21 protein-coding genes are annotated in these 21,177 nt (G+C 34.5%); 15 read left to right on the top strand and 6 right to left on the bottom strand.

Annotated elements, in window-relative coordinates:
* The first annotated feature begins 6 nt into the window (after window positions 1-6).
* On the top strand, window positions 7-759 hold the full coding sequence (locus ACTSKG_RS06365) for a COG4705 family protein (RefSeq protein WP_464757985.1): 753 nt from the start codon (window positions 7-9) through the stop codon (window positions 757-759).
* A gap of 430 nt (window positions 760-1,189) precedes the next feature.
* Here the strand turns inward: ACTSKG_RS06365 and ACTSKG_RS06360 are convergent, their stop codons facing one another.
* The 3 genes from ACTSKG_RS06360 to ACTSKG_RS06350 form a co-directional block, all read right to left on the bottom strand.
* Complete coding sequence (locus ACTSKG_RS06360; protein ID WP_464757295.1) at window positions 1,190-1,861, bottom strand: DUF421 domain-containing protein; 672 nt, start codon at window positions 1,859-1,861, stop codon at window positions 1,190-1,192.
* A gap of 328 nt (window positions 1,862-2,189) precedes the next feature.
* Window positions 2,190-3,389, bottom strand: a complete 1,200-nt coding sequence (locus tag ACTSKG_RS06355; RefSeq protein WP_464757294.1) for a polysaccharide deacetylase family protein — start codon at window positions 3,387-3,389, stop codon at window positions 2,190-2,192.
* Window positions 3,390-3,428: 39 nt separating this feature from the next.
* Complete coding sequence (locus ACTSKG_RS06350; RefSeq protein WP_464757293.1) at window positions 3,429-4,151, bottom strand: hypothetical protein; 723 nt, start codon at window positions 4,149-4,151, stop codon at window positions 3,429-3,431.
* Between the two features lie 486 nt (window positions 4,152-4,637).
* Between ACTSKG_RS06350 and ACTSKG_RS06345 the strand changes: the two genes are divergently transcribed.
* The 5 genes from ACTSKG_RS06345 (at window position 4,638) to ACTSKG_RS06325 (ending at window position 9,645) form a co-directional block, all read left to right on the top strand.
* Window positions 4,638-4,790, top strand: a complete 153-nt coding sequence (locus tag ACTSKG_RS06345) for a hypothetical protein (protein WP_464757292.1) — start codon at window positions 4,638-4,640, stop codon at window positions 4,788-4,790.
* Between the two features lie 53 nt (window positions 4,791-4,843).
* Entirely contained in the window at window positions 4,844-5,773 is a 930-nt protein-coding gene (gene hprK / locus ACTSKG_RS06340; protein WP_464757291.1) for an HPr(Ser) kinase/phosphatase, read from the top strand.
* A gap of 363 nt (window positions 5,774-6,136) precedes the next feature.
* The gene (locus ACTSKG_RS06335) at window positions 6,137-7,879 is read left to right on the top strand and encodes an ABC transporter ATP-binding protein (protein WP_464757290.1); all 1,743 of its coding nucleotides are present in this window, start codon (window positions 6,137-6,139) and stop codon (window positions 7,877-7,879) included.
* A gap of 21 nt (window positions 7,880-7,900) precedes the next feature.
* Window positions 7,901-8,578, top strand: coding sequence for a response regulator transcription factor (locus ACTSKG_RS06330; protein ID WP_464757289.1), 678 nt, complete (start codon window positions 7,901-7,903; stop codon window positions 8,576-8,578).
* Window positions 8,575-9,645 carry a sensor histidine kinase gene (locus tag ACTSKG_RS06325; protein ID WP_464757288.1) on the top strand — a complete coding sequence of 357 codons (1,071 nt, stop codon included), beginning with the start codon at window positions 8,575-8,577 and terminating at the stop codon, window positions 9,643-9,645. The genes ACTSKG_RS06330 and ACTSKG_RS06325 overlap by 4 nt, the downstream gene beginning before the upstream one ends.
* Window positions 9,646-9,781: 136 nt before the next feature.
* Here ACTSKG_RS06325 and ACTSKG_RS06320 read toward each other — a convergent pair whose 3' ends face one another.
* Together ACTSKG_RS06320 and ACTSKG_RS06315 are read right to left on the bottom strand one after the other, a co-directional pair.
* A complete protein-coding gene (locus ACTSKG_RS06320; RefSeq protein ID WP_464757287.1) occupies window positions 9,782-11,125 on the bottom strand; it encodes a TldD/PmbA family protein in 1,344 nt (447 codons plus the stop codon).
* A gap of 3 nt (window positions 11,126-11,128) precedes the next feature.
* Window positions 11,129-12,517 carry a TldD/PmbA family protein gene (locus ACTSKG_RS06315; RefSeq protein WP_464757286.1) on the bottom strand — a complete coding sequence of 463 codons (1,389 nt, stop codon included), beginning with the start codon at window positions 12,515-12,517 and terminating at the stop codon, window positions 11,129-11,131.
* A gap of 354 nt (window positions 12,518-12,871) precedes the next feature.
* On the opposite strand from ACTSKG_RS06315, the gene ACTSKG_RS06310 reads away from it, so the two are divergent.
* The 9 genes from ACTSKG_RS06310 (at window position 12,872) to ACTSKG_RS06270 (ending at window position 20,300) form a co-directional block, all read left to right on the top strand.
* A complete protein-coding gene (locus ACTSKG_RS06310) occupies window positions 12,872-13,789 on the top strand; it encodes a lysostaphin resistance A-like protein (protein WP_464757285.1) in 918 nt (305 codons plus the stop codon).
* A complete protein-coding gene (locus ACTSKG_RS06305) occupies window positions 13,786-14,313 on the top strand; it encodes a CcdC protein domain-containing protein (protein ID WP_464757284.1) in 528 nt (175 codons plus the stop codon). Before ACTSKG_RS06310 ends, ACTSKG_RS06305 begins: the two co-directional genes overlap by 4 nt.
* Before the next feature lie 70 nt (window positions 14,314-14,383).
* Window positions 14,384-14,884, top strand: coding sequence for a hypothetical protein (locus tag ACTSKG_RS06300; protein ID WP_464757283.1), 501 nt, complete (start codon window positions 14,384-14,386; stop codon window positions 14,882-14,884).
* 42 nt (window positions 14,885-14,926) lie between these two features.
* Complete coding sequence (locus ACTSKG_RS06295; RefSeq protein ID WP_464757282.1) at window positions 14,927-15,520, top strand: TetR/AcrR family transcriptional regulator; 594 nt, start codon at window positions 14,927-14,929, stop codon at window positions 15,518-15,520.
* Window positions 15,521-15,622: 102 nt separating this feature from the next.
* Window positions 15,623-16,252, top strand: a complete 630-nt coding sequence (locus ACTSKG_RS06290; RefSeq protein WP_464757281.1) for a VC0807 family protein — start codon at window positions 15,623-15,625, stop codon at window positions 16,250-16,252.
* 742 nt (window positions 16,253-16,994) lie between these two features.
* Window positions 16,995-18,182, top strand: a complete 1,188-nt coding sequence (locus ACTSKG_RS06285) for a NupC/NupG family nucleoside CNT transporter (RefSeq protein WP_464757280.1) — start codon at window positions 16,995-16,997, stop codon at window positions 18,180-18,182.
* A gap of 183 nt (window positions 18,183-18,365) precedes the next feature.
* A complete protein-coding gene (locus ACTSKG_RS06280; RefSeq protein ID WP_464757279.1) occupies window positions 18,366-18,743 on the top strand; it encodes a GntR family transcriptional regulator in 378 nt (125 codons plus the stop codon).
* Window positions 18,733-19,608: an ABC transporter ATP-binding protein gene (locus ACTSKG_RS06275; protein ID WP_464757278.1), complete on the top strand. Its 876-nt coding sequence runs from the start codon at window positions 18,733-18,735 to the stop codon at window positions 19,606-19,608. Before ACTSKG_RS06280 ends, ACTSKG_RS06275 begins: the two co-directional genes overlap by 11 nt.
* A complete protein-coding gene (locus ACTSKG_RS06270; protein ID WP_464757277.1) occupies window positions 19,605-20,300 on the top strand; it encodes a hypothetical protein in 696 nt (231 codons plus the stop codon). Before ACTSKG_RS06275 ends, ACTSKG_RS06270 begins: the two co-directional genes overlap by 4 nt.
* A 106-nt stretch (window positions 20,301-20,406) precedes the next feature.
* Here ACTSKG_RS06270 and ACTSKG_RS06265 read toward each other — a convergent pair whose 3' ends face one another.
* Entirely contained in the window at window positions 20,407-21,084 is a 678-nt protein-coding gene (locus tag ACTSKG_RS06265; protein ID WP_464757984.1) for a TspO/MBR family protein, read from the bottom strand.
* Window positions 21,085-21,177 lie beyond the last annotated feature (93 nt).

The following is a 21,177-nucleotide window of genomic DNA, read 5'->3' as shown; positions in this document are numbered from 1 at the left end:
AGACAAATGTTAAATAAGGTTCCAGTAATCATCACAATCTATTTCTGGATAATAAAAATCATGGCGACCACGGTGGGAGAGACGGCAGCAGACTTTATAAACGAAAAGTTTAACTTAGGTCTTACTATCACTACCCTTATAATGAGCGTACTTTTGATCATTACTTTGTTCTTTCAGTTCAAAGCTACTAAGTACGTGCCAAGTTTATACTGGTTAACGGTTGTATTAATCAGTGTGGTTGGTACGCTAGGTTCCGATAATTTAGTTGATAATTTAGGAATATCTCTTGTGACAACTACAATAATCTTCGCTATAGCAGTGCTAATCAGTTTTGCGATTTGGTATGCTAGTGAGAAAACGTTGTCCATACATTCTATCTACACGACTAAGCGAGAAGTCTTTTACTGGGTTGCTATCCTGTTCACCTTTGCTTTGGGGACTTCTGCGGGTGACCTCATAGCAGAAGGGTTAAACATTGGTTACTTGAATTCAGCTATTATGTTCGCTGTTTTGATAGGTTTAGTAGTTATTGCCTACTATCGTTTTAAAATGAATGCAGTGTTGGCATTTTGGATCGCCTACATTTTAACTCGTCCATTTGGCGCTTCTCTTGGTGACTATTTATCACAATCTCACCATGCTGGTGGTCTAGGCTTAGGTACAATGGGCACAAGTATAATCTTCCTGCTAATAATTTTGGGCTTGGTGATTTACTTAACAAAGTCAAAAATTGATAATCCGGTCCATGCAGATGAGTAAAAATAAAAGTTAAATATGATCTTATAGCCGATGTCAAATTATGGACATCGGTTTTTTCTTAAGAGATACAAAAGAGTAGAAATAATCAACTGGTACTTTCCTTTGTTTATTAATAGAGCAAGCGGAAGCAGAGAAAAATAGATAGCATCCATTACTAAAGAAGGCTTAAGCGGACGAAATTGTATCTTCGTCCGCTTTTAATGAATAGGAAAGGATTTATTCTCTCATTATCCTAACCTTATGAACCTTGTCCCTACACTTATCAAGAGGGCAACGGACAAACATCCGCCGCAAGATTACCGGAAAAATGGATCGTGAAGTGACGCAGTCACTTCACGATCCATAAAAATTCTAACGTTAATAGTGTAGTTGATGTTTTGTCCCAAGCACTCTGGAAATAGTAAAGACAAGATGCACACTTGCGCTTTTCTTAATAAGTTTTAATAAAAAAACCTTCCGTTTTCGACCATTCGCAATAAGCAATACTTTTTGTATTAGCATAACCAAGTTGTGATAGCTTAGTAAATAACCAGACACGATCTTTTCCAACCATATTTAATATATCATCTTTTACCTTTCCATCATCTACAAATAGTAAGGATGGTTCTTGATCGTCTTTCTTTAAGTGAATATCTTCATTTGTGACTGGCTCATAACGAGAGTACTTATTGATAGTTATATCACCGCCAGGCTCCAAATATAAATCCCGTACTTCGCGAAGGGAAAATATACCTTGCTTACGAAGTGCCGAACGAAGTTGTTCCATTTCAAGATGATGTTTATTAAACTTCTTCATGTCGAGCTTTCCATCACTTATCAGTTTTACAGGTTCCCCTTTTAATAATACACGGATAGGATTCCAATACTTAGTCGCTATTTCAATAAAAAATATTAAAATTGTCCAAACTGAGATGGCAACTAAAAAATGGGTGATTTGTACATTCTGGTCAAATAAACTTTCTTCAAGAACACCTCCAAGAACAAGAGTATAGATAAAATCATATGGTGTGAGTTGGGCAAGTTCTTTTTTGCCAAGAAGTCGAATGACAATTAAAAGAGCAGTAAGACCAACAATAAGTTTCACTATTGTATCCATATACATTCGTGTACTCCTCCGTTCGGACTTGATACAAGAATATACCCCATTAATTGTAGAAATAAGCATTATTGTTTATGTACATCATTGTAGACATATCTTCAAAAAACTAAAGAAAATCCATTTGTTTCTTCATAACAAATGGATTCAGGTTGAAGACAAAGTCATATATTTGATTGATATCTCTTCAGACTGTCTTGAAATCACTTCTCAGCCGAGGCGGGCCAACACAAGGCGGACTTTTAATAGACTAAAGTTCATGAGCTTACAACGAAGAATACGAGCGTTTGTCAACAGACTGAATCCATTTGTTTCTTCATACTAAATGGGTTTTCTAATATAAAGTTACGATTTCTAAATCTTGATCCTTTAAGTACTCAATTATTTTAGGTAATACATCTACAACTACTTGTGATTCATGAAGGAGGATAATAGATCCAGATGTTTTAGATTCTTGAATATATTTAAAGATTTCATCAGAATCTTGGCTTTTCCAATCTTCTGTGTCTGTATTCCAAAGTACTATCTTGTTATGTGTATCGTTCATTAATTTCAATGTAAGGTCATTTTTAGAGCCATAAGGTGGTCTAAAAAGAACCACTTCTTCTTGAGTAATTTCCTCTATCAATTGATTTGTATGTAAAAGTTCCTCTTTTTGCATTTCATATGATATTTTTTTAAAATCTGGATGAGTCATAGAATGCCCACCAATAGAATAACCGTGTGAATGAACGTATTGAACTGATTCAGGAAATTTCTTTACATTACTTCCAATGAAGAAGAAAGTACCACCAACCTGGTAATTCATCAATATATCTGTAATCTCTTTTGAAAAATTTGAAGGGCCATCATCGAAAGTAAGTGCTACTTTTCCTTTAGGAATACTAAAGGTTACCGCGTCTTCTATTTTTACAAATGGAGATATTACTTCATTATCTACAAAGTCATTAGCAGAATCAGTTTCAACTCCGTCATCTATACTAGCTATTAGATTTTCTTTTTCTACTATTACTTTTGCATTTCCAGTAGCTTCTCCTTTATTAAGAAGCGAAGTGCTTAGTACAATAATGAATACTATGCTTACCAAGGTTAAAATCTTCCAAGTAATATTACGGCTAAATTGCTTATAACTTGTGTGCTCTATTTCTGAAACAGTAAATGGATTTGGATTATCTTCCAAGATCTTAAGATTATTTATATAATTTATATCTTCGTTGTACTTTAGTGCATTTAATCCACTTATATAAGCTTCTGAGCACGAAAAATAAATTCTGCTACTTTGATCTCGGTACGTCCTTGTTACAAAACTTGTATATTTGTTAGTTTTGGAATCACCGATGCTCTGAAGGGATAACCGATATTTATGAAGTCCACCAAGCTCTGTAACTGCTCTTAGGTTTTCTGCAGTCTCACAATCGATTTCCCATTGAAATTCTATTTCATGCTTAGATAATAATTTTATTCGTAAAAAAGATTGATTAGGTGTGATATCGATTGATATTAGTTCTAGTAGTTTCCCTTGATAGACTGACATAGTTGTCTCCTTTCTCTACCAGTGAAAAGAAAAACAATTTTATTCTTTGTTAGTCAAAGCTTTTGAAGAGAAAGAAAAAGACATTCTATCAGTAAAGTCATTAATTGTTTGCATCAACTCGGATTTTTCTTCTAGTATTTTTGCATATTGTTCTGTGTACTTTTGATTTTCAATTTCAAGTTCTCTCATTTTTTCTTCGAGTTCTCTTATACTAAGTAGATTTTGATATTGAATATTATTCGATTCTTCTTTAAGTAAATTATATTTATTAATTTGTTTATCTAGTTGGTTTGAAACCTTTTCAAAGTCACTACTTGAGTTACTTTGATAATCTTTATAATCTTCCAGAAGTTGTTCATATACCATTTGCTTATTAGTTAAATTGCCTTCAAGTACTCGGATCTCTTTATGATTATCTTGAATAATTTGTTCTTTCTTCACCAATTCATGTTTTATACGAGTAATTGTTTCATTTGCTATTTGTAACTGATCTTCAAGACCTTCCTTCTTATAAAGAATTAGTTGCCTGTCATGTAGTAGATTTTCTAAAGATACTATTAAGTCTAATGATACTTTGTCTTGATTTTCTTTAGATAGTATGTATTTATCAGTTGTATAAGACTGATCTTGATGTACAAGCGCGTTCTCTTCTAAAGTAATTACGCTTTCTTCCTCGTAATTATTAGTGTAAGAAAATTGATTTTGGTTAGAACGGTTGCTTTTAAACCAATTTATTGATTTATTCTTGTTATCCTTAGTCATAGTTCCATCTCCTAAATAATTTATGTGTTAAAACTACTATCAAATGATAAAGATAAAAAAAGAGTGATACAAAAGTAATTATTTTTTAAGTGCAAAATAAGTTTCAAAAATACTAGTTTCTTAATTCTATTGTATGATTAAGTAGAATAATGTCAACATAATACTGTTAAAACGATTAACTTATTAATATGCTATTTCAGTGTAAATACGGGGTTACAAAGGATAAATTAAGTACAACTAGTCTAAAAAAGTTTTAATTAGCACATATATAATTGGAACTATTTTATTCTTGTTTAGTACAAACAGAAGAAATTGGTTTATGTAATATGTTAGGGAGTGTTTGAAAATGATAAGTAGTATCGGATTATCACTGTTTTATTAATTAATCGGCGTTGTGCTAGCCCAATTATTTATTAAAATTGGGAACATTTATCCGTAAATTGTATTTCACAAGATCCATAAATTTTTAGGGGAGGGGACTCTAATGTGGTTGTGGACTTACTTATAATTGTGATTTTATATTTAACAGCAATTATTTTAGACTATTCTCTTCGAAAAGTATCGTTTAACCTTCGTAGATTGATTGGTGAACGTTTTGTAAAAATTACTAATATGTACTTGCACGGAATACATTATTGAGGTAGCATTACAAATAATTTATGGTGTAATCGAGAAGGCGAGTGGTAGTAAATATGAAAATTGTAACAGTAGAGGATATTGTCCGTAGGTTTTCTTTTGAGGTACTAACAGGAAATGATCAACTGGAACGATCATTAAAGAAAACAAAAGTACGTCGACCAGGACTTGAATTTATGGATAAATTCAATTTCATTGCGACAGAGCATGTGCAGATTTTAGGAAAGAACGAAATTAATTACTTGCACACACTTTCAGAAGAGGAATGTAAGCTCCGCATAGGAAATATTGTTCAATACGATCCTCCGTGCATTGTTATAACATCGAACCAAGAAGAACCGCTAGGATTAGTAGATTACTGCCTGGAAAAGAAAATCCCTATATTACGCACACATGACTCGATGAGTGAAGTATGTGCGAAGTTGGATTCTTTTGTAGTGAAAGCGATGGCACCTGAATGTGCGATTCATGGAGTATGTGTAAATGTTTCAGGTATTGGAATTCTATTGCGAGGCAAATCTGGTGTTGGAAAAAGTGAAACTGCACATACTTTGATCGGTAGGGGGCATAGACTGGTGGCGGATGATATTGTTGTCTTAAAAAAGTTAAGTCCCCAAACATTAATTGGATCACATAATGAGAAGAACAAAGAATTTCTAGCGTTGCGAAGTATTGGATTATTGAATGTTGTTCGCCTTTACGGAAGAGCAGCTTTTCAAGAAGAAACACGAATAGCGCTTGATATTGAATTGACCAAATGGGAACATAATGCCTTAAATAATGAGCTAGAGTTAGAATCGAAGTTTACGGAATATATGGGTGTTCAAATTCCACATATACAAATCCAATTACAGCCTGGTCGTGATGTTGCAGGTTTAATAGAAGCAGCTGCGAATAATTGGTACTTGAAGCAGCAAGGGTATAGTGCGGCAGAGGATTTTGTGAAACGACTAGAACAAGACTTTGATGATTCTAAATCTAACTAAATTGTAACAATAGAGAAGACTTTCACAATTAAGTTGTTTTTTTTAAGAATACGAGACTTTCTCAAAGGTAATGTAAAAATAAAGAATAGAAAAAACATGTACAAATAATGTTTATGTCAGATTTTTAGACAAAAGGTTTCGGGGGTGGAAAAACCCTCGAGGCCTTTTATTTTTTATTTATTTTTTGTAATGCTTGATTGGTAAATAGTGGAAAAAGATTTCGAACTCCATTTTTCTTACTTTAATAAAGAACAAATCTACTTGATTTTATCTCATTCCATTTCATTTCATATTCAGTTCATAAATGAATGTTAAAGTATCATTTGTAAGATTGCAAAGTTGTATCAAGGAGGACCATGAACTATGAAAGAAACAATAAACGAAAGTAAAAAAGAAAACTGGCGACAGTTTTTTCAACTAATAAAAGATACTGACCCACCGAAGCTTTTATTAATAGTTGCACTTTGTATGAGTTTTGCAACAACAGGAGTAGGATTTGTCGTTCCGTTATTCACGAAAGAATTAGTGGACGGTTTTTCAATAGAGTCACTCAATTATTGGCAAATTATTTTGTTAGTAATCGCATTTATCGCACAAGCAGTTGCGAGCGGACTTTCGATATATTTATTAAACCGGGTGGGGCATCATGTAGTAGCGAGTTTGAGAGATCGATTATGGCGGAAATTACTTCATTTACCAATAGCCTATTATGATAATAATGATACGGGTGAGACATTAAGTCGAGTAACGAATGACACAGCTGTTGTGAAAGAACTTATTACTGAACATCTTGCCAACTGTTTAACTGGTATTATTGCAATTATCGGATCCGTTACAATTCTATTATTTTTGGATTGGAAAATGACATTGTTGATGCTAGTTGCTGTTCCTATTGCAATGGTTATTTTAATGTTACTTGGTAAACGTATGTTTGTTATTTCAAAAGGAATGCAAGATGAAACCGCAAAATTTACCTCTGTACTGAATCAAGTATTACCAGAAACACGTTTAGTAAAAGCATCAAATGCAGAGGAACTGGAATATAGTCGCGGAAAAAAAGGCATTACAAATCTGTTCAAATTTGGTTTGAAAGAAGCGAAAATACATGCACTAATAACACCTTTGATTTCTTTTGTTTTAATGATAGTACTCGTTGCTATTATTGGATATGGTGGTGTTAGAGTCTCTTCTGGAGAACTTACAGCTGGTGACATGGTTGCTTTTATTTTATATTTAATACAAATTATTATTCCAATGACTCAATTAACGATGTTCTTTACTCAGTTGCAAAAAGCAATGGGAGCAACCGAACGAATTAGTACGGTATTTGAACATGTGGAAGAAGATGTTCATATGGGTAAAGAGTTAGAGTTAGTTTCGGAACAGATTCATGTGCGGCATGTAGATTTTGCATATGGAAGAGAACTGATTTTATCTGACATTGATTTTACCATTGAACCTGGTAAAGTAACTGCAATTGTTGGACCAAGTGGTGGTGGGAAGACAACTACATTTTCTCTGTTGGAACGTTTTTACCAACCTACTAAAGGAACTATTTCACTTGGAGATACATCGATTGATACGTTTTCTTTACATTCATGGAGAAGTCAAATCGGTTATGTCGCTCAGGAAAGTACTCTTATTTCTGGAACGGTACGTGATAATATTTGTTATGGAATTGAAAGAGAAGTGGGAGATGAAGAACTAGAGCAGGTTGCTAAAATGGCGTATGCCGATCAATTTATTCTAGCACTCCCACAAAAGTTTGATACAGAAGTAGGAGAACGAGGGATTAAGCTTTCTGGTGGACAACGACAACGTATTGCAATCGCACGGGCATTACTACGTGATCCTCAAATATTAATGCTTGATGAAGCAACTTCTAGTCTAGATAGTAATTCAGAAATCTATGTTCAAAAAGCATTGGATAATTTGATGAAAGGAAGAACGACACTTGTTATTGCGCATCGTCTATCTACCGTTGTAGATGCAGACAATATTTTATTTATGGAAAAAGGACATATTACAGGAAGTGGAACGCATAATACTCTATTTCAATCCCATGAGATGTACAGAGAGTTTGCAAAACAACAATTGCGTATTTAAGAAGAGTGAGGTGATATTGTTATGACAAAACTATTAGTGGTGGATGATGATAATCATATTAGAGAGTTAGTAAAAGTATTTTTAGAAAATGAGGGTCTAGATATACTGGAAGCAGTGGACGGTGTAGATGCACTGTCCAAGCTCGATTCAGAAAAAATAGATATGGTCATTATGGATATTATGATGCCAAATATGGATGGTTGGGAATTATGCAGGGAAATTCGAAAGTTCTACAATGACTTGCCAATTCTTATGTTAACTGCAAAAGGAGAAACTGCTCAAAAAGTGAAGGGTTTTAATCTTGGTACAGATGATTATCTTGTTAAGCCATTTGAACCTGCAGAATTAATTGTTCGAGTAAAATCTATTCTAAAAAGGTATCGTATTTCTTTGTCTCAAACGGTGGAAGTTGGTAATGTTCGGATGAATCGTAATACGTATGAGTTGGAGTATATGGGAGAAAACAGTACGCTTCGATTAAAAGAATTTGACTTATTATTTACTTTGGCGAGTAACCAAGGAAAAACATTCTCTCGTGAACAATTAATAGAAGAAATTTGGGGATTCGATTATGAAGGGGATGAACGAACAGTAGATGTTCATATAAAAAGGATACGTGAACGATTCCCGAAAGAAATTAGCGGATTTTCCATAAGAACTATTCGGGGTCTTGGGTATCGTTTGGAGTTGGGTTCATGAAGAAAGGGAAGTTCTTTGGAAAGATTCTAGCTGTGATTGCACTTTTTCTTATAGCTACTACCATTTTTGCGTTCCTTTCTTTTCATCTAACCTCTTTTCTTTATGATTGGATAGGGAAGTATCCTCAAGGATATTGGCAACAACTTATTACAGTAATAGGTGTAATATTTTTCTTTTGGTGTACGGCAGTCATTATTTTTTTATTTGGTTCCAAGAGACAGCGGGTTTATTGGGATACGATTGTAGCTGCTTTACGACAAATTGCAACTGGAGATTTTAATGTAAAATTAGACCTTAAAGCAAATGGAGAAGATCAATTTGGACAGTTGATTAGCGGGATAAACAATATGGCAGTAGAATTAGGAGAAATGGAGAAAATGCGTCAAGAATTTATCTCCAATGTTTCGCATGAAATCCAATCTCCGCTTACATCTATTAACGGATTTGCAAAAGCATTGAAAAATATTGACTTGACGGATGAGAAAAGGCTTCATTATTTAACAATTATTGAGATGGAAAGTGATCGATTGTCCAAAATTAGTGACAATTTATTAAAGCTAACATCATTGGAATCACAACATCATCCTTTCGAACCGAAGCAGTATAGGCTCGATAAACAGTTGCGAAGCGTTGTCCTAGCTTGTGAACCAAGATGGTTAGAGAAAAATATTGAAATGGACATTCAATTTGATTTCGTTTCAATAGAAGCAGATGAAGATCTGATGAATCAAGTATGGATGAACATACTTATTAATAGTATAAAGTTTACCCCCATTGAAGGTACGATTAGCCTTCATTTATGGAAACAAGTGGATGCGGTGAGTATTTCCATCACTGATACTGGAATAGGAATACCGGTAGAAGATCAAATGCACATTTTTGAACGATTTTTTAAATCGGACCAATCGAGAACGATTTCCAATGGAGGAAGTGGCTTAGGGCTTTCTATTGTGAAGAAGATCGTAGAAATGCATCATGGCACCATCTCTGTCCAAAGTAAGCTCGGGGAGAAAACAACATTTCTGACTACGTTGCCTTTACGGCAGGGCGAAATAGCGCAAAAATAACTAGCCCTTACAAAGCAATAATTAGTTGATTAGATCAAAGAGAGAAATGTACACTACTAAAATTACTTAGTAATGTACATTCATGCAATTTTATCCTCAAGTCAAGATTAAAAAAATATACGGCAAAAAATAATATTTAATCAACCGTAACGGAAAGTTCTTTCACTCGCAAAGATGGTGAACCAAAACCACCCGGAAGGAAATGTAAATCTGAGCCGATTTCTTCGATGTTTTTCATGTACTCGAAGAAGTTACCAGCGATTGTCATTTGTTTAACAGGAGATGAAATTTTGCCATCTTTTATATGAAAACCTTTTGCGGCAAGAGAGAAATCTCCAGAAATTGTATTCGTACCGGAATGAAGTCCTGACAACTCTGTAATAAGCACTCCTTCTGAAACTGAAGCGATTAAGTTTTCTCTAGTCCTTTCACCTTGCGCAATGTATAAGTTTTGCGGTGAGATGGTAAGAGTGCTTTTATAGGAAGATTTATGTGCATGCCCGGTAGTTTCTAATCCCTCAATTTTTGCAGTTTTTCGGTTATGAAGAAGCGTTTCCAGTGTGCCATTTGAAACGATGGCACGTTTTTTTGTTGCTACTCCTTCTCCGTCGAAATTTGAACCTGCAACTGCGTCAGGGTGAAAAGGATCATCAAGAAGAGTGAAGGACTCCGATGCGACTTTTTCTCCAACTTTCCCTTTTAAAAGTGACTGATCATTTTGTGTATTTTCAGCTGAAAAGATAGGTGTGTACGTTGCAAGTAAAGATGCTGCTGCATCATGACGCATGATGATTGGGTATTTTCCAGCAGGAATTGATTTTTCCCCGAGATTTGACAACGCTTCTTCAGCCGCTTCTTTCGCGATTTCATCAGCATTAAGAGAACTAAAATCACGGCTCATTTTAATGAAGCTACCTGTCTTCAGTTCTTCTCCATCTTTCACTACAGTGGATATGAAAATGATTAGTCCATTCTTTTTTTCATCCAATAAAAGACCTTTATTGTTCGCGATTACTCTTTCTCCTGAAAAATCTTGTAGAATGCAGAAATTTAGAGTGACAATCCGGGGATCGTATGCAAGTACTTTTTCTTCAATCGACTTAATAAGTTCAATTTTTTCCGGAATTGGGACATTTGCGAGTTCTTCGTTGTAAAACTCATGCACTGTGTACTCTTTACTTCCTTCGAAAATATCAGTGCCATCATCTTCATCAAGGACATCTGCATTTGCTTTTGCTTTGTCGATTAAAAAAGAGATGGAATCTTCATCCAATTTTTCTGTATAGGCATAACCCATTTTCCCATTATAAAGACCTCGTAGACTAAGACCACCATCTTCGGAAGTTTCGTAACTATCAATTTCGCCATTGAAAATCATGCATTGAAATGTTTCAGTATGTTCGTAATACACTTCAGCTTCTTTGAAACCTGCATCCGTTGCCTTGCTTACTAGTTCTTTTTGGAATTCCGTAATATTCATCTTTTATTCCCCCTTTGTCCCACCGACTGTAATTTCACTTATGCGAATCATCGGCTGACCGACATTGACTGGGAGGCTTCCACTCAACGATCCACACATTCCCGCACCATGGGCAAGATTATTCCCAACGCGATCGACAAGTTGTAATGATTTCGCACCATTACCAATGAGTGTTGCACCTCGAACAGGATTGCCAATTTTTCCATCCTTCACGAGATACGCCTCCATAACAGAAAAATTGTAATCCCCTGTTGCTGGATTAACAGAGCCTCCGCCCATATATTTTGCATATATGCCGTTTTCCGTCGAAGCAATAATTTCTTCTGGTGTCGATTTTCCAGGTGCAATATACGTATTTGTCATACGAGAAGTAGGGTTAAAGCGGTATGACTCACGGCGTGAGGATCCAGTCGCGTCTGTATTCATACGACGTGCATTAAATTTATCGACAAGATAACCTTTCAAAATGCCATTTTCAATTAAGACATTTTTACGTGTTTTTTCGCCTTCATCATCAATAGAAAGTGAACCCCATTCGTTTGGAAGTGTTCCGTCATCAATGTATGACACGATATCTGGAGCAACCCTTTCACCAATACGATTCGCGAAAACCGAATTATTTTTAGCAACTGAAGTCGCTTCAAGACCGTGCCCACATGCTTCGTGGAAAATAACTCCACCAAATTCATTGTCGATTATTACTGGAAACTTTCCGCTCGGACATTCTTCCGCTCCAAGCATTGTAACTGCAATTCGGGACGCCTCCCCTGCGTAATGTTCGAGATTTAGGTTTTCGATAAATTCAAACCCAGCATGTGCCCCAGGTCCATAAAAACCTGTTTGCATTTGAACGCCATCAGAAGCGGTTGCCTGAATGGATAGCCTGCTATGGACACGAGTATCTTCTACAAATTTACCTTCTGAGTTGGCAATTAGCACATTCTGTTCTTCGTCCATATAGCGTAGTTTAACTTGCTGGATGCGCTCGTCATAATTTCTCGCAATATCATTAGCCTGTCTCATAATGGCTACTTTCCTAGCTTGTTCAACTGTTTGTGGCATTTGTTGAATTTGGTGAATGGGAACGAATGTTTCTTTTTGAAGCGGATGAATGATGCCCTGCGCTCCTCTTTTTATTGCAACTGCTGCACGTTTTGCAGTGAGCAATAAGCCTTCTTCCGAGAAATCAGTCGTATATGTGTAAATACTTTGAAGCCCAGAAAAAATGCGGATACCTATTCCAAATTCCCGTCCAGATATGCTTTTCTCTATTTTTCCACTTTGCAATTCCATCGTGCTCACAAATTTATCTTCAATGAATACTTCAGAAAAATCACCGCCAGTCGAAAGTGCGGCTTCTAGCACGTTTTCAATAATAGATTGTTTGATCATATTCTTTTCCCCCTTCTCCTTAAATTATAGCTTAATATTTATTTGAATACTCATATTAAACTGATAATTTAGTATTCATTGTAAAGTATTTACTCTCTATTTATATGAAACTAAAGGGAGGACTTATTAATAAAAAAATTATTCATGATTATTAAATAAAGTGGAAATTCATTTTGCTAAGTTCTTAGAAAGTACGGAATAAGCTGCATGGATAAAAACTTTAAAAGCACTTGGATTACTTACAGTTGAAATAAATAAAACTTACCTATTGACATACCGACCGTCGGTATTTATAATAAAAAACATAACAAACCGACAGTCGGTATTTAAAATTTAAAACAAAGGAGAATTTTTATGAATCAAAAGAAATTTAATCCAGCGGTACGAATTATGCTTTCGATTATTATTAATTTTACGGTAATGTTTACCATCTTAGGAATCTGTCTAGCGGCAGGCATTGTAGATAGACTACGCACTGATTATTCACTTTTGGCAACGATGAATATGGTAGTTGGTATTGTGCTTGGAGGAACAACATTGCTAGTTTATCGTTTCTTAGATAAAGGAAATGCTTTCAAGCTTGGTTTCGGTATTCGGAGGAAGGACATCGGTTTCGCCACTGTCGTATTAGTCGTATCGGCAATCATTGCTTGGGGTTTTATTTGGACAATGAGCCAGAGTGTTAGTTTAGGAGTTGTATTTCATTACGAAAAATTAGCAAATTTATCTTTTCTTCTGCTTCTTGGATATGGTTGTGTCGGCTGGGTAATTGGCGTATTGCAAGAGGAAGTGCTAAACCGTGGTTATTTTTTTGCTAACATGAATAAGATGAACGTCATCGCTATGTTTTTAATTTCAAACTTACTTTTTGCTCTTACACATATTCCAACAAGAGGGTTTCATCCAACGGAGCTTATCGTCCATTTTGTAGGTGGACTCACTTATGGATATGTGTATTACAAGAGCGGATCTCTATGGATGTCTACTATAGTGCATGGTTTTCACAATTTTTTGTTGGATATTCTTTTTAACAATAATTACAGCGTAACGCTAGTCTCCATTGGACGACAATTAACGGACGGCGAGAAATTAATTCAGCAAATATTACTAACTGTGGCTATTGTATTAATTACCCATCTCTTTTACGGGAAAAGTGGGGTATGGACACCTGCACAAAACCTAAGAAAACTTTGGGAAAGTCATGGAAAATTGGAAATCAGTGAGGTAGCAACCAAACAAAAAAATTGGTATAGAGAGAAGGATTTTTCATGACACAACAACAATGGGATTTGATCGGTTATGCAGTATGGGCTCTAATAATTTGGGTAACAATAAAACAATTTCGTCAAACTCGTAAGGATGTAACGGGAAGTGGTATTCGACTTCTGTTTGGAGATTGGCTTATGTTTCTTTCACTTCCATGGATTGTGTATTGTATAGGAAGTAGGGCTACATTGGAGCAGTTTTACTGGACATTAGTTATGGGAGTCGCGCTTGCTATTCCATATATTCTTACAACTAAATTTGAAAAAAGGATAGATGGCGGCATTCGATTCAAATTTAACCCTCTATTTTATGTGTTTCTATTTGGCCTTCCATATACTCGCTACTTAATACGTGACTATGTATTCCATAAATATCCGATTCTTTCGGAGAACTATCGTCCTGATATCGAATTAATGCTTGCCGAGTATATAACTGTCTTGATTATATACACTTTCGTATGGAGACTTTTCATGTACGCTAGCTATAAACGAATAACGCGTACCAATGAAGTTGAGGCGCTGAAAATATAAATACGGCACTAAGATTTTTTTGTATGTTATTAAACCGACCGTTGGTATATAATGAAGAGGAATTGATAAAATGAGTTCATTTTTTATATTTGGATTATTTTTTGTTTTACTTGTAAATAGACAATTGAAACCGAGACCTATCAAAAGGAATGTGTTTGTTCTTCCTTTACTGCTAATTTTATATGCCATATATAACGCATTGGAAGCTGGCATAGAAATAGGGGAAAGCGCTTCCCTGCTACTTGGAGCTGCACTAGGTGTAGTTGTTGGCTGGTTACAAGGCCGTTTTTCAACTGTTTATAAACAGAACGGAATATGGATGACAGTTGGCTCCATTTGGTCAGTAGCTATATGGCTACTTTCGGTTCCAATACGTCTGTTTGTTAAATATGGTTTTGTGGAACTATTAGATATTAAGGTTCTCCTAATTGATGAATATGCTTTTGTTCCATTGTTATTGTCACTAGGTGCCATTGTTTTTGGCAGGGGATTATATTTGTTTTTTCACTACCCATCAGAGTTTAACGAGGCTGTTGGTTCCATGGGTCACACTCGTCATAGGGCACAATAGTCGCAAATGGAGAGCGACTAATTATAGAAAGGGGGCAGTAATATGTCGGATACTACAGGGATAAACACCAGTTTTCAACTTATTTTAGATACTGCTGAAGAGCTTATTCGACAACAAGGCTGTCGCCAAACAACAATGCAGGATATCATTGAACACTCTGGTCTTTCAAAAGGAGCAATTTATCATTATGTTTCAGGAAAGGATGAACTTTTTGGTTTAATTCTGGAATCAAAAGTGGAGCTAATGAATGACCAGTTTGTAAGCGTTGTTTCGCAATCCGCAGCAAAGGATGCGACAGATCCTACACGTTTTGCTGTGGAAAACATGTCCAATCAAACGGAAGATCAAAAAGTATTTAACTCAATTTTTATTTATCTATTAGGACAGATTAATAATCCGAAAATTGCAGAAATACTTCAGAAGTTATATCGTTTTTCCGTTCAGACTGCTACAAAATGGATTGAAACGGGACAAAAGGCAGGAGCAATTCCAGAGACAATTGATGCTAATAAGATGGCAAGTATATTTATGGTGTTTAACTATGGCTTAAGAGTGGAAAATTTAGTCAATGATTCTTCCGATGGTCGAGTGGAAATGGATGATATTTTTAGACTCGTTTTTAAATCACTACAATAATAAGATATAGCTAAAAAGAAGGGAGATTTCCTTCTTTTTTTTTATTTTCATATTATAATTATATAAAATACAGTTGCCATCTCAATCGGCCGGGGGAATAATGTGAGAGTATTAAATAATCGAAGCAAGAGTGTCTTAAGCTTATTTTTTTCAGTTATTGTGAATGGGGTATTGCCCCTTTTACTATATAAGCTTCTTAAAAATTTCATGCCAAGTTTACCTGCTTTAATACTGGCAACACTAGCACCGATAGTTGAAAATTTTATCTTTTTATTGAAAAGAAAAACGTTGGACATTTTTGGAATAATGATGCTAGGAAGCATTGTACTTAGCATTGTACTGGCAACTCTTGGGGGAGATGAAAAACTAGTACTTATGCGCGAATCATTTGTAACAGTTGCAATCGGTAGTAGTTTTATTGTCTCTCTATTCTTTCGTCGTCCGCTCATTTATTACTTAGCAAAACGATTTGTAAGCGGAGTAACAGCAAAAGAACTGGAGGAAAGATGGAGTGTACCATATTTTAGATTTGGTTTCCGTTTGGTGACGATAGTATGGGGTGTATTATTGCTTTTGGAAGCTATAGTCCGAATAGTGTTGGTCTATCAAATATCGACGGAACTTTTTCTAGTTCTATCCAATCTCATATTTTACGGAGCTATTGGTTGTGCTACTGTATGGACTGTAGGATATCGACGTCATGCAACGAAGAGACATAGTGCAGCAAAATAGGAATAAAGAGAGTAGGTGAATTATATAAATATGATTCATCTACTCCTTTTTTGGAATAATATAGATAATTGATGCAGTCATAAAGCAACTCATATTCACACATTATCCATATCGAATGTGAAGTAGATAGGAGATGGCTAGTTTGACAATTTGTTTTTTGCTGGAAATGGCATCTATAGTTTTGCTTTTGACAGTCCAGGCGACGGAAATACATCCTCTTTTAACAATGAAGATGATTACCTATTTTTCAGACTATCCATTGGGAGCTGATTTGGCACTGCATTATACAAAATATTATCAAGTTAGGTATTATTCTTTTAGACGAAGGCTTCACATTTCCACAAAACCAGTCTGAAATGACTTATGACTATGCGTTTGAATATATGGTTCGGACTGTGTTTACGGATTTAGTTGGTATCTTTGAAGAGTATAAAACATAAACGAACAGATGGGAAAACTGCATTTGAAATAAGAAAGTGATATTAGAAAAGGAGATACAATACAATAAGTCAAAATAAAGGAGAAGATCTTTTTCTAAATGATTTCATTTATATTATTTCCGTTAAGAAGTCTAATAAAGACATCGCCAAAATCTAACTGATTAATGGCGGTGTCTTTATTTATTTGTAATAAAAATACTATCTTGAAATGTCTTAATTAACTAATATGTATTCATCATAAAGCTTTGGATATGCTAATTAAATATGCAATTTAGAAACGGATGAATTGGAGAGAAAATAACATGACAGGAGTTTTTACAGCAATCTTATCAATTATTGTATTAACAGGCACGGCATTTTTCTTGTCCAATGACAAGAAAAACATTAACTATAGAGCAGTTGTAATACTATTTATAGCTCAGCTAATTACGGCTTATGCAATGCTTAATACGACAATTGGCGGACAGATAGTAATAGCAGTAACAAATTTTTTCTCCAAGTTAATGGAATTTGGAAAAGAAGGTATAGCTTTTGTATTTGGAGGGTTTGTGTATACAAATGACTCGCCTGTATTCTTTATCTCCGTTCTACTGCTAATTGTATTTACATCTACTTTACTTAGTGTACTGACATACCTAAGAGTTCTACCTCTTATGATAAAGTATCTTGGAGGTGCAATTTCGAAGTTAACAGGTTTACCTGTCATCGAATCTTTTTCTACTGTTGCATCCTCCATCTTTGGTGATACTGGAGCTTTACTTGCAGTTAAGACTCATATTCCTAAAATGAATAGAAACAGGTTATTTATAGCTACTACAGCATCCATGACAAGTGTATCCGCATCTATTGTTGGCGCTTATATGACAATGATACCTCCTAAGTATGTACTGATAGCTTTACCTCTTAATGTAATGTCAGGTTTATTACTGGCATCTATGGTAGCTCCTGCTCAATACGTTGAAGGCGAACAGATTAAAGTGAAAGATATGATCCATGATGAGTCTCTTTTTGAGGCGATTGGTAATGGTGCTATTGATGGGATGAAAGTTGCAGGAATTGTGGGAGCTATGCTTATTGCTTACATCTCTTTAATTGCTATGATTAACTTTGTTCTTACAGCGACGATTGGAACAGATTTGACTACTATTTTGGGGTATATATTATCTCCTGTAGCTTGGTTGATGGGTGTTCCAGCAAATGAAATGATTCGAGCAGGAGGGATAATGGGAACCAAAATTATCTCTAATGAATTTGTGGCGATGTTGGGCTTTAAAGAGATTATACCCAACATGTCTGCTAAGACAGTTGGAGTCGTATCCGCATTCCTAGTATCGTTTGCCAACTTTAGTACAATTGGAATCATCTTAGGTACAGTTAAGGCAATAGATGAAAAACAATCTGCAATGGTTGCGAAGTTTGGCCTTAAAATGTTATTTGTTGCTACAATGGCATCTGTGTTAACCGCTACAGTCGTTGGACTATTCATCTAAAAAATTCAAATTATTCCTCACTTTAAATAATATGATATTAAAGATACAACCTCTCCTACACCTGGGAGAGGTTGTATTTTTGAAAGAAGGTTATTTAAAATTATTTTTGGTTATTTGTTGACATATTATTTAACTGGTTATATAGTTAGTTGCATAAGTAACTAACCAAAGAAGGGAGAGCCAATGAAACATAAATTAGATGAAGCAAAACCAATTTTTATACAAATAGCAGAGTACATTACCGATGAAATTTTAAGTGGGACGATGAAAGAAGGAGAGCAAGTCCCTTCTACGAATCAATTTGCATCACATTTTCAGATTAACCCCGCCACAGCTGCTAAAGGAATAAATCAGCTAGTTGATGATTATATCTTATTTAAAAAACGAGGTGTTGGAATGTTTGTTGCTGAAGGTGCCAAGAGAAGACTTGTCATAAAACATCAAGAAAAATTTTATGATGAATATATTACTCCCTTACTTCAAGAAGCAAAGAAATTACATTTAACAACGGAAGAAATTATTTCATTCATAAAAAAAGGAGACACGAATCATGAAAATTGAAGCAACTCATGTTAGTCAACTTTACAAACGGAAAAAAGCGATTAATGACATCAGCTTTACAATTCAATCCAATAAAATCATTGGTTTACTTGGAAGAAACGGTGCAGGAAAAACAACTTTAATGCATCAACTTGCGGGCCAATTATTACCTACAACAGGGACCATTCAGCTGAATGGGAAACCTACTTTTGATAATCAGGAAGCGATCCGATCCATTTGTTTTATTAAAGAGGCTGGAAATTTCAAACCTAATTTCAAAATCCAACAAGTGTTGCAGTTAGGTGAATTATTTTATCCGAATTGGAATAAATCTCTTGCTGAAGAGTTAGTTAATTCATTTAATCTAGATAAATCAATGTATGTAAAAGCACTCTCAAAAGGAATGGTTTCATCCCTTGGTATAATTGTAGGTCTAGCAAGCCGATCCCCGATTACCATTTTTGATGAACCTTATATAGGGATGGATGCAGTTTCTAGGCAACAATTTTATAATTTATTAATAGAAGAATATAGCGAATTTCCAAGAACGTTTATTATATCTACTCATATAGTGGATGAGATAAGTAATTTGTTTGAAGAGGTTATAATTTTAAAAGATGGTGAGCTACTCGTTTATGAAGAGGCGGAAATGCTCCGAAATGCTGGTTACGCAGTAGAAGGACATCCAGATATCATAGCCAGATTTTGCAAAGGAAAAAACATATTAGGCAAAAATTCCTTCAATAATATTCTAACGGTAATGATATATGAACCAAATATGTCTGTTAAAGAGGCGACTAATCTAGGGCTTACAGTAGAAGTATTATCAATACAAGATTTATTAGTTCAATTAACCAAAAACTCAGTATTGGAGGTAGTGCAATGAACAGTACATCTTTAGGAGTAATTAAGTTTCATACAATTGATATACGAAGACAATTTACTATTTTTTGGAGCATTTTCGTACTTACTCTTATTCTCGGAATCGTTGTAGCCCTTTCATTTGAAAATGCAAACATTTATTATATGAATAGTATTGCAGTTTATATTTTCGTTACTATTATTGGATATCAATCACTAAGATCTTCGTTTTCTAACCTCATTCAATGGGGAGTAACTAGAAAAATATACTTTTTGTTGACATCCATTTTCTTTATACTTTTTGCCTTTATCATGGCGTTAGTTAACAATATTTTATTGCTCGTGTTCAATCAAATGAGTAAATGGCTTTCACTTTCTAGCATCCATTTCTCCTATTTAGGACAATTCGCAAATATTAGAGACAATTTTGCAAGTAGGGTCTTTATTGATTTTAGTATTTGTTTAGCTCTCATAAGTATTGCACTCTTAGTTTCTTCTATTTTATTTAAATATGGTCTATTTATAATGGGTTTGCTTGTTGTTTTTCTAATCGTTCTGACTTTCATCCCTGAAACAATTAAATTCGTTTTAACATTCATGCAAAACTTTTTAAGTACAGATGGCTTGCTCTACTTTTTCTATTTGGTACTTGGTAGCTTGTTGTTATTTTTTGTAAGCTGGGCAGTTATGCGTAGATCATTTTATCGTATTAACTAAGTAATTCAAAATTTAATATAAAAGTCGTAAAATTTTAATTTCATAAAAGTATAAGGCACATTCAGTAACTAAATGACTATTGGAGGTGTCTTTTTCGTTTTCTATATTAATTTTCAGCTTTTACTTTTGAAATTGTCATGAATAAAATAAAGATACTAATAAGAATAATACTAATCATTATGACGATGTTTATTAAAACTTCTTGATTATTTAAATAAATAGCTATGTAGGACCAAATAATGACAGTAGGGTATAAAATATCACGATTAATTATTATAAATACTATAGTAAAGAAGGATGCGAATAGGAGCATAACAACAGTCCATCCAAGCTCACCAATACCTAAAAACGTGATAACATTATTACGTACAAAAAACGAAAATACATTTACAATACTCGCTATCGACACCCATCCCAAATAAATCGAGAATGGAATAATATCAAAGAGTGCCTTATTTGCATTTCGTTTAATTTTACTATAAATCCGAAATAGTGAGAACAATAATAGAAAAATAATAATGGTAGACAAAAGAATCTTTTGTTGTGTAAATGCCAAAATCCAAGCCCCGTTTAACATAAAATTTATTGGAATTAAAAATTGAAGTTCCCTATAAACACTCCCTTTTTTGCCACGAACAAAAAAACCTTTTACAGTCCAAATAAACAATAAAAAATAAATAAGGAGCCAGATTGAAAAAGCATAATTTGCTGGTTGTATTAGCGGCATTTGCTCATTTGCAATATTTCCTACATTTAATCCTTGGTAATAATTAATAACTAGCATCACAATAAAAAAGAACAGATTTAGAATTGATATACGTATTAATGGATTCAGTATTCTTCCACCTTTAAAGTTTTATCGATAATTGGATTAATT

The organism is Psychrobacillus syltrankelensis (assembly GCF_055454035.1).
The sequence above is the reverse complement of the archived record's forward strand: the minus strand, read 5'-3'. Positions and strand labels throughout refer to the sequence as shown.

Excerpts from the sequence above, each read along its gene's own strand:
- ACTSKG_RS06365 (WP_464757985.1), top strand. The coding sequence starts at position 7 with ATGTTAAATAAGGTTCCAGTAATCATCACAATCTATTTCTGGATAATA.
- ACTSKG_RS06360 (WP_464757295.1), bottom strand. The coding sequence starts at position 1,861 with ATGTATATGGATACAATAGTGAAACTTATTGTTGGTCTTACTGCTCTT.
- ACTSKG_RS06355 (WP_464757294.1), bottom strand. The coding sequence starts at position 3,389 with ATGTCAGTCTATCAAGGGAAACTACTAGAACTAATATCAATCGATATC.
- ACTSKG_RS06350 (WP_464757293.1), bottom strand. The coding sequence starts at position 4,151 with ATGACTAAGGATAACAAGAATAAATCAATAAATTGGTTTAAAAGCAAC.
- hprK (WP_464757291.1), top strand. The coding sequence starts at position 4,844 with ATGAAAATTGTAACAGTAGAGGATATTGTCCGTAGGTTTTCTTTTGAG.
- ACTSKG_RS06335 (WP_464757290.1), top strand. The coding sequence starts at position 6,137 with ATGAAAGAAACAATAAACGAAAGTAAAAAAGAAAACTGGCGACAGTTT.
- ACTSKG_RS06330 (WP_464757289.1), top strand. The coding sequence starts at position 7,901 with ATGACAAAACTATTAGTGGTGGATGATGATAATCATATTAGAGAGTTA.
- ACTSKG_RS06325 (WP_464757288.1), top strand. The coding sequence starts at position 8,575 with ATGAAGAAAGGGAAGTTCTTTGGAAAGATTCTAGCTGTGATTGCACTT.
- ACTSKG_RS06320 (WP_464757287.1), bottom strand. The coding sequence starts at position 11,125 with ATGAATATTACGGAATTCCAAAAAGAACTAGTAAGCAAGGCAACGGAT.
- ACTSKG_RS06315 (WP_464757286.1), bottom strand. The coding sequence starts at position 12,517 with ATGATCAAACAATCTATTATTGAAAACGTGCTAGAAGCCGCACTTTCG.
- ACTSKG_RS06310 (WP_464757285.1), top strand. The coding sequence starts at position 12,872 with ATGAATCAAAAGAAATTTAATCCAGCGGTACGAATTATGCTTTCGATT.
- ACTSKG_RS06305 (WP_464757284.1), top strand. The coding sequence starts at position 13,786 with ATGACACAACAACAATGGGATTTGATCGGTTATGCAGTATGGGCTCTA.
- ACTSKG_RS06300 (WP_464757283.1), top strand. The coding sequence starts at position 14,384 with ATGAGTTCATTTTTTATATTTGGATTATTTTTTGTTTTACTTGTAAAT.
- ACTSKG_RS06295 (WP_464757282.1), top strand. The coding sequence starts at position 14,927 with ATGTCGGATACTACAGGGATAAACACCAGTTTTCAACTTATTTTAGAT.
- ACTSKG_RS06285 (WP_464757280.1), top strand. The coding sequence starts at position 16,995 with ATGACAGGAGTTTTTACAGCAATCTTATCAATTATTGTATTAACAGGC.
- ACTSKG_RS06280 (WP_464757279.1), top strand. The coding sequence starts at position 18,366 with ATGAAACATAAATTAGATGAAGCAAAACCAATTTTTATACAAATAGCA.
- ACTSKG_RS06275 (WP_464757278.1), top strand. The coding sequence starts at position 18,733 with ATGAAAATTGAAGCAACTCATGTTAGTCAACTTTACAAACGGAAAAAA.
- ACTSKG_RS06270 (WP_464757277.1), top strand. The coding sequence starts at position 19,605 with ATGAACAGTACATCTTTAGGAGTAATTAAGTTTCATACAATTGATATA.
- ACTSKG_RS06265 (WP_464757984.1), bottom strand. The coding sequence starts at position 21,084 with ATGCTAGTTATTAATTATTACCAAGGATTAAATGTAGGAAATATTGCA.